The following is a 13434-nucleotide window of genomic DNA, read 5'->3' as shown; positions in this document are numbered from 1 at the left end:
CGGGGGGCTATCCCCAGTGGGGGCAGCAACCCCAGGGCCCTGGGATGCAGCCGGCGGCGCCGGGCTACCCGCAACCGGGTGGGTTCGCGCCGCAGCGACCGCCGCAGCAGCCGCCGCCACAGCCGCCGCAGCAGCCGCCGCCACAGCCGCCGCAGCAGCCGCCGCAGCAGCCGCCGCAGCAGCCGCCGCCACAGCCGCCGCCGCAGCAGCAGCCGCAGTACGGCTACGGCCAGCAGTACCCGCAGGGCGGCGGCGGTCAGTTCCCGTCGCCGGGCGGCTTCGGCCAGTTCGACGAGTTCGGGCCGAAGAAGAAGCGCTCGGCGCTGCCGTGGGTGTCCGGCGGTATCGGCCTGGTGATCGTCGTCGGTGTGGTGCTGGTCCTCGGGTTCGTCACGCCGGGCTGGTTCCTGCGGCCGGTCTTCGACTCGGCCAGCGTCGAGAAGGGCGTCTCGCAGACGTTGCGGAGTTCCTACGGCCTGGCCGGGGTCGGCCAGGTCAGCTGCCCCGGCGGGCAGCCGGTGACCGTCGCGCACCGCTTCGACTGCAAGGTCACGGTCGATTCGCAGCCCAAGACCGTGACGGTGACGGTGAAGAACGAGAAGGGCGTCTACGAGGTCGGCCACCCCAAGTGAAAATCGGTCGACCCGGGAGGATTCGACCGGGAAGATCGATGGCGTGACCGGTCATCAAGTGCGGCCCCTGGCCGAATCCGAATTCCGCGAAGCCCACGATCTGTTCCGCCGCGCCCTGCTGTGGCACCCGTCGAAGGACGAGGAGTGGGAGCGGAACTCCGGGCGTTACGAGCCTGGGCGGGTGCTGGGCGCGTTCGTCGACGGCGCGCTTGCGGGCACGGCGATGGCGACGACGAACGTCGTCGCGGTGCCCGGCGGGCGAAGGCTCCCGGTCGGCGCGGTGACCGGGGTCGGCGTTCGCGCCGACCAGACCCGGCGTGGACTGCTCACGTCGTTGATGCGGGAGCAGCTCGACGACGCGCGGCGGCGCGGCGAGGCGGTGGCGATGCTGCACGCCTCGGAAGCGGTGATCTACGAGCGGTACGGCTACGGCGTGGCCAGCCGGTCCCGCACGGTGGAACTCGACCGCCGCCGGGCGGCGCTGCGCGTGGGCGCGCCGGTCGGCGGCCGGGTGCGGGTGCTGGACCAGGACGAGGCGGCGCCGATCCTGCCTGCGATCTACCAGCGCTGCGCCCAGGACCGGGCGGGGCAGATCGGCCGCGATGACGCCTGGTGGGCGGGGCAGCGGTCGTGGCTCGGCGACGGCGTCCTGATCGCGGTGCACGCCGATGGCGACGGCCTGGACGACGGTTTCGCCCTGTACGAGGCGAAGAACGCCAACGACGCCAGCACGCTGCAGGTCCACGACCTGAAGTCGGCGAACACGACGGCGGCGGTCCAGCTGTGGCGGTTCCTGCTGGGCGTCGACCTCGTGGACCGGGTGGTGGGCCACCACCGGCCGCTGGACGAGCCGCTGGAGTGGTGGCTGGCGGATCGTCGCCAGTGCCGGGTCACCAGCGTCGACGACGACCTGTGGCTGCGCCTGGTGGACGTGCTCGAAGCGCTGCGGGCGCGGACCTTCGGCCCGGCCGATCCGGTGGTGATCGAGGTCCGGGACGAGTTCCTGCCGGACAACGACGGCCGTTACCGGGTCGGCCCGGACGGCGTGGACCGGTGTTCCGACGAATCCCAGCTCGTCCTGGACGTTGCGGTGCTCGCGGCGCTGTACCTGGGCGACCAGACGGCGTCGGCGCTGGTGGCAGGCGGTCGGATCGAGGTGCGCGACCCGGCGGCGGTCGCGGCGGCGGACCGGCTGTTCACCACGGTCGAAACGCCCTGGTGTGGCACCAATTTCTGACCGTTCGCGAGTGCTTCGGACTGCTGCGGCGGCCCGAAGCACTCGCGGTGCGCGCGTTCGCCTTGAAAATATGTAGACCGGATGTCATATTTTCTGCATGAGGAAAGGCGCGCAGACGAAGCAGCAGATGCTCGGCACCGCCATGGAGCTGTTCCGGCGGCAGGGCTACCACGCCACCGGCGTCAACCAGGTGCTCGCGGAGGCCGAAGCTCCGCGGGGCTCGCTGTACTTCCACTTCCCGGGCGGCAAGCAGCAGCTCGCCGCCGAGGCGGTCGAGGCGTCCGGGCGGCAGGTGGCCGAGCTGCTGGCCGCGGTGCTGGCGGAGGTGAGCGGGCCGCGTGAAGCGGTCGCGGCGGTGATGGCGCACTTCGCGCAGGCGCTGGAGGAATCGGACTTCAGCAGGGGATGCCCGGTGGCCACCGTCGCGCTGGAGGCTAGCGCGGACAGCCCGGAGGTCAGGTCGGCGTGCGACGGCGCGTACGGGACCTGGCTGGCGGGGCTGGCGGCGGCGTTCACCGGCTGGGGGATTCCGGCGGCGCGGGCGGAGGAGCTCGCGGTGATCGCGTTGTCGATGCTCGAAGGCGCGCTGCTGCTCTGCAAGGTCCAGCGGGACGTCACGGCGTTGCGGACGGTGGGCGATCAGCTGGCCGACCTGCTGGAACGCGTTCGGGCGGAAGAAGTTTGATGCGGGTTCTTCCGCAGCGAGGGTGGACCACCGGCAGGAATCCACTGTGGACGACCGAGATGCGGTGAAGGGCACCTTCTCTCGGCTATGCCCGGAGAAGGCGCCCTTCGGCCGCCTGAACCTATGCGGTGAGTGCTGCGATGAGGCGGTCGATGCTGGCTCCCAGGCCCCAGGTCTGCTGGAGCGCGCGCAGCCGGTCGGTGTCCACAGGGGACTGCGGGAGCGCGTCGTCCGCGCGGTCCATGACCACCGGGGCGTCGCGCGCCACCCGGACCACCGACGGGGCCGCCGCGAGGTAGTCGGCGGCTTCCGCGAGCTTGCCGCGGACTCGCGGCGTCAGGCGGGAGTCGCCGCTGTCGGCCGCCGCCAGCAGCGCTTCGAGCGAGCCGAACTGGGTGATCAGCTTCGCCGCCGTCTTCTCGCCGATGCCCGCCACCCCGGGCAGCCCGTCCGACGGATCTCCGCGCAGCACGGCCATTTCCGCGTAGTCGTCCCCGGCGCGGCCGGCCGACAGGGCGTACTTCTCGGCGAGCTCGACCGGGCCGTAGTCCTGCGCCTTCGCCAGGCCCGCGCCGACGTAGATCACCCGCACCGAGGTGGGCTGGTCGCGCACCAGCTGGAACAGGTCCCGGTCGCCGGTGACGACCTCCACCGCGTCCCGCTCCTCGCGGTCGGCGAGCGCGCCGATGACGTCGTCGGCCTCGTAGCCCTCCGCCTCGGCGGTGGCGATGCCCGCCGCGTCGAGCACTTCGAGGATCACCGGGACCTGCGGGGAAAGCGAATCCGGGACCTCTTCGGCGTCGGGATCGTCCTCGGCGACGCGGTGCGCCTTGTAGGACGGCAGCGCGTCGACCCGGAACTGCGGCCGCCAGTCGTTGTCCAGGCAGGCCACCAGCCGGGACGGGCGCCGGTCGGTGATCAGCTTGGCGAGCATGTCGCAGAAACCGCGCACCGAGTTCACCGGCGTGCCGTCCGGCGCGGTCAGCGAGTCGGGCAGGGCGTAGTACGAGCGGAACCACAACCCGGCCGAATCCACGAGCATCAGGGGACCAGTCACAGTGGGTCAGCTTGTCACGTCCGCGCCCGTGGATGTGCACGACCTGCCGGGTGCGACGCACGGATGTGCGCGAGCGCCTCCGCCGCCAGCGGAGCCAGGACGGCACCCGGCAACGCGTGCCCCATGCCGGGTATCTCAGCCAGCCGCGCGCCGGGAATCGCCCCGGCGAGGTGGCGGCCGTGCGGCGGCGGGCTGATCGGATCCAGCGGCGCCTGGACGACGAGCGTCGGCGTGCTGATGCGCGCGAGCTCCGGGCCGCGCGTCACCACTCCTTCCGACACCAGGCCGTGGTTGGTGCTCGGATGCCAGGTTCCGGCGTGGTCCATGGCGCGTTGCTCGCGCAGCCGGAACTCCGCCGGGTCGAAGGGGAGTTCGTCGCCGGCGAAGATCCGCCAGGAAGCCACCCGCAGTTCGAGCTCCGCCGCCGGGTCGGTCGTGGGTTCCTGGAGGTCCAGCACGTCGAACAGGCGCTGGGTGGGAACCGGGAGGCCGTCGGGGGAGGGCTCGCCCGCGGCGGCGCGGGCGACGTTGCGCGCCAGGTCGACGCCCAGCGCGTGCGTGCAGATCAGCGTCTGGCTCAGCAGGCGCTGCGGGTGGTCCAGGGCGATCAGCTGGGCGAGCCCGGCGCCCATCGAGAAGGCGACGACGTGCGCGGCGCCGACGTTCCAGCCGTCCAGCACCGCGCGGGCGTCGGCGGCGAGGTCGTCGAAGGTGTAGGGGTGGGAGGCGAAATCCAGGTGGGTGGACCGCCCGGTGTCGCGGTGGTCGTAGCGGATCACGCGGAGCCCGTCGGCGACCAGCGCCGCGATGAACTCCTCGGGCCAGAACAGCGCGGACTGGCAGTCGCCCGCGATCAGCAGCACCGGCGGGGCGGCGGGATCACCGCGGTCCTCGCTCCACAGCCGCACGTCGCCCGCCCGGATCAGGCGTTCGGTCACGGTGAACCTCCTCGGTGTCGCGGGATCAGCGGAAGTCGGCGGCGTGCTCGGCCGCCCACTGCGCGAAGGAGCGCGCCGGGCGGCCGGTGACCTGCTCGACCGTCGGCAGCACCTGGTCCGGGCGGTCGACCGCTTCGGCCCAGTACCCGAGCAGCATGTCGACCACCTCCTCGGGGATGAACTCGGCCAGCTCCGCGCGTTCCTGCTCGGAAGTCACCGCCTCGAACGGGATGTCCCGGCCGAGCACCTCGCCGATGGTGCGCACCTGGTCGGCGATGGAGATCGCGGCCGGGCCGCTGAGCTCGTACTTCGCGCCGACGTGGCCGTCGTCGAGCAGCGCGGTCGCGGCCACCGCGGCGATGTCGGCTTCGTGGACCGGCGCTTGCGCGGCGCTGCCGTGCGCAGAGCGCACCGCGGTCCCGGCCTGGATGGCGCCCGCCCAGATCAACGAGTTGGCCGCGAATGCGCCCGGCCGAATGGCGGTGCAGTCGATGCCGGAATCCTCCACCGCGCGTTCGACCGAACGGTGCCAGGTGTGGCTGTCGGCGTTGTGCGCGCGCTTGTTCTCCGCCGCCGCGGAAGCCGACGACAACACGACTATCCGCCGCACTCCGGCGCTTTTGGCCAATTCCGCGAAATCCGCCGCGCCCTCGTGCGGGAAGAGGTATGCGCGTTCGATGCCGTCCAGCGCCGGTGCCAGCGTTCCGGGCTCGCCGAGGTCTCCGCGCGCCACCTCCACATCCGGCGAAAACCCGGCGCTGTCGGGATTCCTGGTCATGATCCGCACCCGTTCGCCCGCGTCGCGCAGGTGCTCGACGACGTGCCGGCCGACGCTGCCGGTCGCCCCGGTCACCAGAAATGTCATGGCTGCTCCAAATGGTTTCGCGCCCGTGCGGCACAAATCGAATCCACTTCTCGGTGGCGCGAGCAAGCTACACCACAAATCGCCAATTGGGGAAATTTGACAAATCTCCGAATTGTTGTTCTGTGGCGATATGCATTCGACCAGATAGCATTATTCGTTTTTGTCAAGCGAATTGGCGGAAATGTGTGATCGAGCTGAAGCGAACGGCCCGTTCGCGCCGTCCAGTGGCGTGAACAGGCCGTTCGCCGCAAACCGTCAGCCCCTTTCGAGGCTGCGACCGGCCCGGCCGCGCGCCTCGGCCGGATCCGGTGCGGTGCGGGCCTGCTGGGCGGCCTTCTGCAAGTCGGACAGGGTGTGTTCGGCCAGCGCGGCGCCCACGGCTGCCAGTGCGGTCGAGGTCATCGACAGGCTGGTGGCGCCGAGGCCCACCAGCACGCCCGCCAGCAGCGGATCCGCTGCCGCTTCGCCGCACACGCCGACCGGCTTGCCGCGCTCCCGGCCCGCCCGGCCGAGCCCGGCGATCAGACGCAACAACGCGGGCTGCCACGGGTCGTTCAGGGCGGCCAGCGCGCCGGTCATGCGGTCGGCCGCGCACGTGTACTGCGCCAGGTCGTTGGTGCCGATGCTGACGAAGTCCACGACGTCCAGGATCTCGTCGGCGCAGAGCGCGGCGGCAGGCGTTTCGACCATGACGCCGACGCGCTCGACGCCCGCGTCCCGGGCACGCTCGGCGAACCACGCCGCCTCGCCTGCGGTCGCGACCATCGGCGCCATCACCGACACCACGGCCCCGGTCTCGGCGGCCGCGGCGACGATGGCGGTGAGTTGCCGGTCCAGCAGTTCGGGCCGGTCGAAGGCGACCCGGAGCCCTCGCACGCCGAGCGCGGGGTTGGGCTCGCCGGCGATGTCGAGGAACGGCAAGGGTTTGTCCGCTCCGGCATCCAGCGTGCGCACCACGACCGGCTTGCCCGCGAACGGCCGCAACGCGGCGGCGTAGGCCTGCCGCTGGGTTTCGGAGTCGGGCTCGACCGCGGCGTCCAGGAAGCAGAACTCGGTGCGGAACAGCCCCGATCCTTCGGCGCCCGCTTCGACGCCGGCCCGGGCGTCGGCGGCGGAACCGATGTTGGCCAGCAGCTTGATCCGGTGCCCGTCGGCGGTGCTGCCCGAGCCGTTCCACTGGGCGCTGGTGCGGTCGGCCGACTCGGGCTCGACGGCGTGCTCCAGCAGCTCGACGGTGCCCGCCGCGCCGTCCACGCGCGCCCCGGCCGCCGATGCCGAGAGCGCGCCGCGCGCGGCGACCACGGCCGGAATTCCCAGTGCCCGCGCGAGAATCGCGGTGTGGCTGGTCGGGCCGCCCTCCTCGGTCACCAGTGCCAGCACGAGCCCAGGATCCAGATCGGCGGTGTCGGCCGGGGCCAGATCGCGGGCCACCAGCACGGCTGGCCCGGTCAGCTCGGGCACGCCCGGCGAGGCGGTGCCGGTGAGCTCGGCGACCAGCCGGTCGCGAACGTCGTGCACGTCCCGCACCCGCTCGGCGAGGTATCCGCCGGAGGCGGCCAGCAGCTCCGCGAACTCCCCGGCCGCCTCGAACACCGCGCGCGGCGCGGGCAGGCCCCGCTGCGCGACCGCCTTCTCGGCGTTGCCGAGCAGCGCCGGGTCGGCGGCCATCGCGGCGGTCATCTCCAGCACCGCCCGCGCTTCGCCGGTCGCGGCTTCCGAGCGGGCCAGCAGCCGCTGCGCCACCGCTTCCGCGGCCGGGCGGATCCGCGCCGCCTCGGCCGCCGGATCGCCCGGTTCCGGACCGGGCGCCGGATCGGGCAACCGGTCACGAACCCACAGGACCGGGCCTGCCGCCTTGCCGGGGCTGACCCCGACCCCCTGCAGCGTGGACATCGACCACTCCCAACCGTGCTGGAGGTTTCCCTCGCGTTCTCGAAGTCTTGACAATATGGCAACAAGGGGCACAATCAGGCAACACCAAACATTAATCGGAGGACAACGGGCATGTACGGGGCGGAGCGCCAGCAGCTGCTGGCGCAGCGGGCACGACGCGACGGGCGCATCGACGTCACGGCCGCGGCGGCCGAGTTCGAGGTCGCACCCGAGACCATCCGCCGTGACCTCGCCGCGCTCGAACGCCAAGGCCTGGTGCGGCGCGTCTACGGCGGCGCGATCCCGGTCGAGCGGCTCGACTTCGAACCCGGCGTCTCGCTGCGCGACCAGACCAACGCGGGGGAGAAGGAACGCATCGCGCGGGCCGCGCTGGAGCGGGTGCCCAGCCGCGGCACCGTGCTGTTCGACGCGGGCACCACGACCGCGCGGCTGGCCGGCCTGCTGCCCGCCGACCGCGAACTGACCGTCGTCACGAATTCGCTGCCGGTGGCCAACCAGCTCGCCACCCGCAACAACTACAACCTGCACCTGCTCGGCGGCCGGATCCGCGGCACCACGCTGGCGACGGTGGAGTCCTGGGCGCTCGACGTGCTGCGCGGCCTCACCATCGACGTGGGCTTCTTCGGCACCAACGGCTTCTCGGCCGCGCGCGGCTGCACCACCCCGGATCCGGCGGAATCCGCGGTGAAGGCGGCGATGGTGGGCGCCTGCCGCAAGCGGGTGCTGCTCGCCGACCACAGCAAGTACGGCGACGACCAGTTCAGCCGGTTCGCCGAGCTGTCCGAGATCGACGTCGTGGTGACCGACGAGGGCCTCGACGAGGCGGCGCTCGATGAGCTGAAGGAGATCGAAGCGGAAGTGGTGCTGGCGTGATCGTGACCGTGACGCCGAACCCGAGCCTGGACCGCACCGTCCAGGTGGACCGGCTGGTGCCAGGTGCGGTGCACCGCACCATCCGGACGCGCCTGGACCCGGGCGGCAAGGGCGTGAACGTGGCCCGCGCGCTGGCCGCGGCGGCGGTGCCGACGCTCGCCGTGCTGCCCTCCGGCGGCGCAGCGGGCGCGCAGCTGGCCGAGCTGCTCGCGCCGGAGGAAGTGCCGGTGGTGGAGGTGCCGGTGGTGGCCCCGACCCGCAGCAACATCGCGGTGGTGGAAGCCGACGGCACCACGAGCAAGTTCAACGAGCCCGGCCCGGAACTCACCTCGGCCGAGGTCGCGGCGCTGGAGCGCGCCGCCGCCGAGCAGGCCGGCCGGGCGGACTGGGTGGTGACCTGCGGCAGCCTGCCCGCCGGTTGCCCGGACGACCTGCACGCCCGGATCGCCGCCGCCGCGCGCCGAGCCGGGGCGCGAGTCGCCGTGGACACCTCGGGACGCCCCCTCGAACTGGCCTGTCAGGCCGCGCCTGACCTGGTCAAACCCAATCTCGCCGAACTCGCTGAGCTGGCCGGTGGCCCGCTGCGCGATCTCGGCGACGTGTTGGACGTCGCGCACCGGCTGCGGGCCGGCGGCGTGGCGACCGTCCTGGTGAGCCTCGGGCAGCTGGGTGCGGTGCTGATCGCGGAGACCGGCGCCTGGCACGCCACGAGCATCGCGACCGAGGTGCGCAGCACCGTCGGCGCGGGCGACGCGATGCTCGCCGGATTCCTGCGGGCGGGCGGCATCGGGCCGGCCGCGCTGCGCACCGCCGTCGCCTACGGGACGGCGGCGGTCGGGCTGGCGGGCAGCCGGATGCCCGGCCCGGACGACATCCACCCGCTGCGGGTGCGGATGGATGCAGTGGACAAATCAGTGAGCCTCAGCGGAGTGGCGGCATGACAACCGAACTGATCACCTCGGACCTCGTCGAACTGAACCTGGCCGGCACCGACCGGCGGGCCGTGGTGCGCGACCTCGCCGAGCGGCTGGTGGCCGCCGGCCGGGTCACGGACATCGACCGGTTCCTGGCCGACATCGAAGCCCGCGAACAGCAGATGCCGACCGGGCTGGAAGGCGGCATCGGCATCCCGCACTGCCGCTCGGCGGCGGTGACCGCGCCGTCGCTGGCCTTCGGCCGCAGCAGCGCCGGCGTCGACTTCGGCGCTGAAGACGGCCCGGCGAAGCTCATCTTCCTCATCGCCGCGCCGGAAGGCGGCGGCGCCGACCACATGACCGTGCTCGCCGCGCTGGCCCGGCGCCTGGTGCGCGCCGAGTTCAAGCAGACGTTGCTGGACGCCACCGACGCGGCGGAGCTCGCCAAGTACGTGCGTGAGGAGGTCACGCCGTGAAGTACGTAGCCGTCACCGCCTGTCCGACCGGCATCGCGCACACCTACATGGCGGCCGAAGCCCTGGAGCAGGCCGCGAAGGCCGCCGGGGACGAGATGCTGGTCGAGACGCAGGGCTCGGCGGGCTCGACGCCGCTGTCCGCGGCGGACATCGCCGCAGCCGACGCGGTGATCTTCGCCGCCGACGTGGGAGTTCGCGACCGGGAGCGCTTCGCGGGAAAGCCGGTCGTCGAGGCCCCCGTGAAGCAGGCCATCAACGACGCGGCGGGCCTGCTGACCCAGGCCGCCAACGCCGTGCAGCAAGAACCGGCCGCCGCGCCGGAACCCGCCGCGGAGCCGGAACTGGCCAGCAAGGTCGCCGCGGGCGCCGGGTTCGGCACCCGGCTGCGGCAGTGGCTGATGACCGGCGTGAGCTACATGATCCCGTTCGTGGCCGCCGGCGGTCTGCTGATCGCGCTGAGCTTCGCGCTCGGCGGCTACCAGATCACCGACGCGCCGCCGGTCACCGAGGTGTTCGACCCGGCGAGCCTGCTCAGCTGGGCTGCGCTGGCGAACCAGATCGGCTCGACGGCGTTCGAGTTCCTGGTGCCGGTGCTGGCCGGGTTCATCGCCTTCGCCATCGCCGACCGGCCCGCGATCGCGCCCGGCTTCGTTGGCGGCGCGGTGGCCGTGACCGTCGGCGCGGGCTTCCTCGGCGGCCTCGTCGCCGGCCTGCTGGCCGGTGCGGTGATCGCCGGGCTGAAGCAGGTGAGGGTGCCGCGCGGGATCGCCGGGATCATGCCGGTGGTGGTGCTGCCGCTGCTGGGTTCGCTGGTGGTCGGCGGGCTGATGTTCGTGGTGCTCGGCAAGCCGATCGCGCTGGCGATGGCGGCGCTCACCGGCTGGCTGACCGGCCTGTCCGGCGCCAACGCGGCGCTGCTGGGCGCCCTGCTCGGCGCGATGATCGCCTTCGACATGGGCGGGCCGATCAACAAGGTCGCCTACACCTTCGCCGTCGGCGGCCTGAGCATCGGCACGACGGCGTCGCTGGAGATCATGGCCGCCGTGATGGCCGCGGGAATGGTCCCGCCGCTGGCGCTGGCCCTGGCCTCGGCGGTGCGCGGCAAGCTGTTCAGCCCGGCCGAGCGGGCCAGCGGCCGCGCCGCCTGGCTGCTCGGCGCGTCGTTCATCACCGAGGGGGCGATCCCGTTCGCGGCGGGCGACCCGCTGCGGGTGATCCCGTCCATCGTGGTCGGTTCGGCGACCACGGGCGCGCTGTCGATGACCTTCGGCGCCACGCTGCGCGCGCCGCACGGCGGGATCTTCGTGACACCGCTGGTGGGCAATCCGTTCCTGTACCTGGCCGCGATCGTCATCGGCGTCGTGGTCGCGGCGGCGGCGGTGCTGTTCGCCAAGCAGCTCGGTCGCCGGGCCGTCGAGGAACCGGCTCCCGAAGCCGCCGCCGTCCCGGCCTGAGCCTGCCAACAGGCTTTCCCCAACCCCAGATCCGAGAGGAACAGCAATGCAACGTCGAGTCCGCATCGCCGCCTCGGTCGGCCTGCACGCCCGCCCCGCCGCGCTGCTCGCCAAGGCGGCGGCAGCGCAGGACACGCCCGTCACGATCGCCAAGGTCGTCGACGGAGTGGCCGGTGACCCGGTCGACGCCGGCAGCATGCTCGGCCTGATGTCGCTGGGCGCCCAGCACGGCGAGGAGGTCGAGCTGACCGGCGACGAGGCCGCCCTGGACGAGTTCGTCGCCCTGCTCGAACAGGACCTGGACAAGGCTCCGGCCTGAGCCGTCGGCGCACGGTTTCCGCCGCTCACGGGGCCGGTGTTGGTTTTGGTGTGGGAGTTCCAACCGAAAAAAAACCACCCCCAGGCCGCGCCCCCGCCGTGAGTCTTTTGGGTCGCTATAGCAGCCCAAAAGACTCACGGCCCCGTTCGCGCGCCGAGCCGTTCCGGGCGGTCCCGGAGTGGCGTGAACTGGACCGGCCAGGCGTCGGGTCGCCTGCCCGGGATTAGGCTTGGGAGCTATGGCCACCGTCTCGATCAAGCAGGATCCATCCGTGCTCGCGGCCCGCCTCACCAAGGCCGCCGAAACCGCTGCCGCGGCGAAACTCGACGCGCTGCTGATCTCGCCCGGTTCCGATCTGCGCTACCTCCTCGGCGCGGGCGGGGAGTCGCACGAGCGGCTGACCTGCCTGGTGCTGCCGGCCGACGGCCGACCCGCGCTGGTCGTGCCGAAGCTGGAGGAGCCCGGCTTCGCCGACATCCCGCTGGCAGAGCTCGGAATCGACGTCGTGACCTGGGTCGACGGCCAGGACCCGCACGCGATGGTGGCCGACCTGGCCGGCCGCGGCGGCGCGCCGTCCCGGCTGGCCGTCGCCGACGTGATGCCCGCGCTGCACACGATCCCGCTGCGCGCCGCCCTGCCCGGCACCGAGCAGGTGCTGGCCGGGGCCGTGCTGCGCGAGCTGCGGATGCGCAAGGACGCCGCCGAGATCGAGGCGCTGCGCAAGGCCGGTGCCGCCATTGACCGGGTGCACGCCCGGATGGCGGAGTTCCTCAAGGCGGGCCGGACCGAGGCCGAGGTCGGCGCCGACCTCTCGGCCGCGATCCTCGAAGAGGGCCACACCGAGGTGGCGTTCGTCATCGTCGGCTCGGGGCCGAACGGAGCCAGCCCGCACCACGACGTGTCGGACCGGGTGATCGAGCGCGGCGACGTGGTCGTCATCGACATCGGCGGCCCGATCGCCGAGGGCTACAACTCCGACTGCACTCGCACCTACGCCGTGGGCGAGCCCGCCCAGTCGGACGTCCGCGAAACCTACGCCGTGCTGGAGGCCGCGCAGCGCGCCGCCGTCGAGGCGGTGCGGCCGGGCGCGACCGCCGAGTCGATCGACGCCGCGGCCCGCGAGCCGATCGCCGCCGCCGGGTTCGGCGAGTACTTCGTGCACCGCACCGGGCACGGCATCGGCCTGGACGTGCACGAGGAGCCCTACATCGTCGGCGGCAACGCCGTGCCGCTGGAGCCGGGCATCGCCTTCAGCGTCGAGCCGGGCATCTACCTGCCGGGACGCTGGGGCGCGCGGATCGAGGACATCGTCATCGTCACCGAGGACGGCGTGGAGAGCGTGAACAACCAGCCGCACGAGTTGGTGGTGCTGCCGGCGTGAGCGACAGATCCGCAACCCCGGGCGGGCTGGAGGCCACCGACCGCGCCATCCTGCGCGAGCTGGCGCGGGACGGCCGGTGCAGCTTCACCGACCTGGCCGAGCGCGTCGGGTTGAGCGTTTCCGCGGTGCACCAACGGGTTCGCCGGCTGGAGCAGCGCGGCGCCCTGCAGGGCTACACGGCCAAAGTGGACGGTGACCAGATCGGGTTGCCGCTGACCGCGTTCATCTCGCTGACGCCGATCGACCCGGCCGCGCCCGACGACTACCCGCAGCGCCTGGAACACCTGCCGCAGATCGAATCGTGCTATTCGGTGGCGGGCGACGAGTCCTACATCCTGCAGGTGCGGGTGACTTCGCCGCTGGGCCTGGAAGAACTGCTCAGGCAGATCCGGGAAGCGGCGAAGGTTTCCACCCGGACGACGGTGGTCCTGTCGACCCCGTTCGAACACCGCCCTCCGGCGATTTAATACGGAATTCCAGGCTCGTTCTGCGTAGCGGTGCGGGTAGCGGAACCTCAGAGGCCTTCTCGGCTGTGGGATCCCCGATTTGTGTATGACCAATACGCGGCATCGGGGCTGTCCTCGCGAGAAGGCCTCTGAGAACCCGCGGCGGTGCGAGTTGCGAGGGTGGGCTAAGCGGCTGCGCCGCTTCAAAGACAAAAACCAAGCCGACTTCTCAAAAACGCTCTATAACGCCCGAAGTGCTCACCG

The 13434-nt window shown here is 72.3% G+C and carries 14 protein-coding genes; 10 read left to right on the top strand and 4 right to left on the bottom strand.

Annotation, left to right across the window (positions count from 1 at the left end; all coding sequences use genetic code 11):
* Window positions 1-44 precede the first annotated feature (44 nt).
* The 3 genes from AB0I53_RS05205 to AB0I53_RS05195 all read left to right on the top strand — a co-directional run bounded on the left by AB0I53_RS05205 (window position 45) and on the right by AB0I53_RS05195 (window position 2554).
* Complete coding sequence (locus tag AB0I53_RS05205; RefSeq protein WP_358596715.1) at window positions 45-632, top strand: DUF4333 domain-containing protein; 588 nt, start codon at window positions 45-47, stop codon at window positions 630-632.
* Window positions 633-675: 43 nt separating this feature from the next.
* Window positions 676-1869, top strand: a complete 1194-nt coding sequence (locus AB0I53_RS05200) for a GNAT family N-acetyltransferase (RefSeq protein ID WP_358596709.1) — start codon at window positions 676-678, stop codon at window positions 1867-1869.
* A 97-nt stretch (window positions 1870-1966) separates the two neighbouring features.
* Window positions 1967-2554 carry a TetR/AcrR family transcriptional regulator gene (locus AB0I53_RS05195; RefSeq protein ID WP_358596706.1) on the top strand — a complete coding sequence of 196 codons (588 nt, stop codon included), beginning with the start codon at window positions 1967-1969 and terminating at the stop codon, window positions 2552-2554.
* Window positions 2555-2675: 121 nt separating this feature from the next.
* On the opposite strand, the gene AB0I53_RS05190 is transcribed toward AB0I53_RS05195, so the two are convergent.
* From AB0I53_RS05190 to AB0I53_RS05175, 4 genes are all read right to left on the bottom strand, one after another.
* Window positions 2676-3596, bottom strand: a complete 921-nt coding sequence (locus AB0I53_RS05190; protein ID WP_358596779.1) for a 5'-3' exonuclease — start codon at window positions 3594-3596, stop codon at window positions 2676-2678.
* Between the two features lie 29 nt (window positions 3597-3625).
* Complete coding sequence (locus AB0I53_RS05185; protein WP_358596703.1) at window positions 3626-4549, bottom strand: alpha/beta fold hydrolase; 924 nt, start codon at window positions 4547-4549, stop codon at window positions 3626-3628.
* A 25-nt stretch (window positions 4550-4574) separates the two neighbouring features.
* On the bottom strand, window positions 4575-5414 hold the full coding sequence (locus AB0I53_RS05180) for an NAD(P)H-binding protein (RefSeq protein ID WP_358596700.1): 840 nt from the start codon (window positions 5412-5414) through the stop codon (window positions 4575-4577).
* 255 nt (window positions 5415-5669) lie between these two features.
* The gene (locus AB0I53_RS05175; RefSeq protein ID WP_358596697.1) at window positions 5670-7307 is read right to left on the bottom strand and encodes a putative PEP-binding protein; all 1638 of its coding nucleotides are present in this window, start codon (window positions 7305-7307) and stop codon (window positions 5670-5672) included.
* Between the two features lie 111 nt (window positions 7308-7418).
* Between AB0I53_RS05175 and AB0I53_RS05170 the strand changes: the two genes are divergently transcribed.
* The 7 genes from AB0I53_RS05170 to AB0I53_RS05140 all read left to right on the top strand — a co-directional run bounded on the left by AB0I53_RS05170 (window position 7419) and on the right by AB0I53_RS05140 (window position 13191).
* A complete protein-coding gene (locus AB0I53_RS05170; RefSeq protein ID WP_358596694.1) occupies window positions 7419-8180 on the top strand; it encodes a DeoR/GlpR family DNA-binding transcription regulator in 762 nt (253 codons plus the stop codon).
* Window positions 8177-9121 (top strand): 1-phosphofructokinase, encoded by a 945-nt coding sequence (pfkB, locus tag AB0I53_RS05165; RefSeq protein ID WP_358596691.1) that lies wholly within the window; start codon window positions 8177-8179, stop codon window positions 9119-9121. Before AB0I53_RS05170 ends, pfkB begins: the two co-directional genes overlap by 4 nt.
* Window positions 9118-9570 (top strand): fructose PTS transporter subunit IIA, encoded by a 453-nt coding sequence (locus AB0I53_RS05160; RefSeq protein ID WP_358596688.1) that lies wholly within the window; start codon window positions 9118-9120, stop codon window positions 9568-9570. Before pfkB ends, AB0I53_RS05160 begins: the two co-directional genes overlap by 4 nt.
* Window positions 9567-11024, top strand: coding sequence for a fructose-specific PTS transporter subunit EIIC (locus AB0I53_RS05155; RefSeq protein WP_358596685.1), 1458 nt, complete (start codon window positions 9567-9569; stop codon window positions 11022-11024). Before AB0I53_RS05160 ends, AB0I53_RS05155 begins: the two co-directional genes overlap by 4 nt.
* Before the next feature lie 46 nt (window positions 11025-11070).
* A complete protein-coding gene (locus tag AB0I53_RS05150; RefSeq protein WP_358596682.1) occupies window positions 11071-11343 on the top strand; it encodes an HPr family phosphocarrier protein in 273 nt (90 codons plus the stop codon).
* 238 nt (window positions 11344-11581) lie between these two features.
* Window positions 11582-12724, top strand: coding sequence for a Xaa-Pro peptidase family protein (locus AB0I53_RS05145; protein WP_358596679.1), 1143 nt, complete (start codon window positions 11582-11584; stop codon window positions 12722-12724).
* Window positions 12721-13191 carry an Lrp/AsnC family transcriptional regulator gene (locus tag AB0I53_RS05140; RefSeq protein WP_358596676.1) on the top strand — a complete coding sequence of 157 codons (471 nt, stop codon included), beginning with the start codon at window positions 12721-12723 and terminating at the stop codon, window positions 13189-13191. Before AB0I53_RS05145 ends, AB0I53_RS05140 begins: the two co-directional genes overlap by 4 nt.
* Window positions 13192-13434: the final 243 nt, after the last annotated feature.

It is taken from the genome of Saccharopolyspora sp. NPDC050389, assembly GCF_040655595.1.
GTDB lineage: Bacteria > Actinomycetota > Actinomycetes > Mycobacteriales > Pseudonocardiaceae > Saccharopolyspora.
This window is presented reverse-complemented; position numbering and strand designations above follow the sequence as displayed.

Bases quoted from the DNA above. Each gene is read 5' to 3' on its own strand.
- AB0I53_RS05175 (WP_358596697.1), bottom strand. From the start codon at position 7,307: ATGTCCACGCTGCAGGGGGTCGGGGTCAGCCCCGGCAAGGCGGCAGGC.
- AB0I53_RS05170 (WP_358596694.1), top strand. From the start codon at position 7,419: ATGTACGGGGCGGAGCGCCAGCAGCTGCTGGCGCAGCGGGCACGACGC.
- AB0I53_RS05195 (WP_358596706.1), top strand. From the start codon at position 1,967: ATGAGGAAAGGCGCGCAGACGAAGCAGCAGATGCTCGGCACCGCCATG.
- AB0I53_RS05205 (WP_358596715.1), top strand. From the start codon at position 45: ATGCAGCCGGCGGCGCCGGGCTACCCGCAACCGGGTGGGTTCGCGCCG.
- AB0I53_RS05145 (WP_358596679.1), top strand. From the start codon at position 11,582: ATGGCCACCGTCTCGATCAAGCAGGATCCATCCGTGCTCGCGGCCCGC.
- AB0I53_RS05180 (WP_358596700.1), bottom strand. From the start codon at position 5,414: ATGACATTTCTGGTGACCGGGGCGACCGGCAGCGTCGGCCGGCACGTC.
- AB0I53_RS05190 (WP_358596779.1), bottom strand. From the start codon at position 3,596: ATGCTCGTGGATTCGGCCGGGTTGTGGTTCCGCTCGTACTACGCCCTG.
- AB0I53_RS05150 (WP_358596682.1), top strand. From the start codon at position 11,071: ATGCAACGTCGAGTCCGCATCGCCGCCTCGGTCGGCCTGCACGCCCGC.
- AB0I53_RS05160 (WP_358596688.1), top strand. From the start codon at position 9,118: ATGACAACCGAACTGATCACCTCGGACCTCGTCGAACTGAACCTGGCC.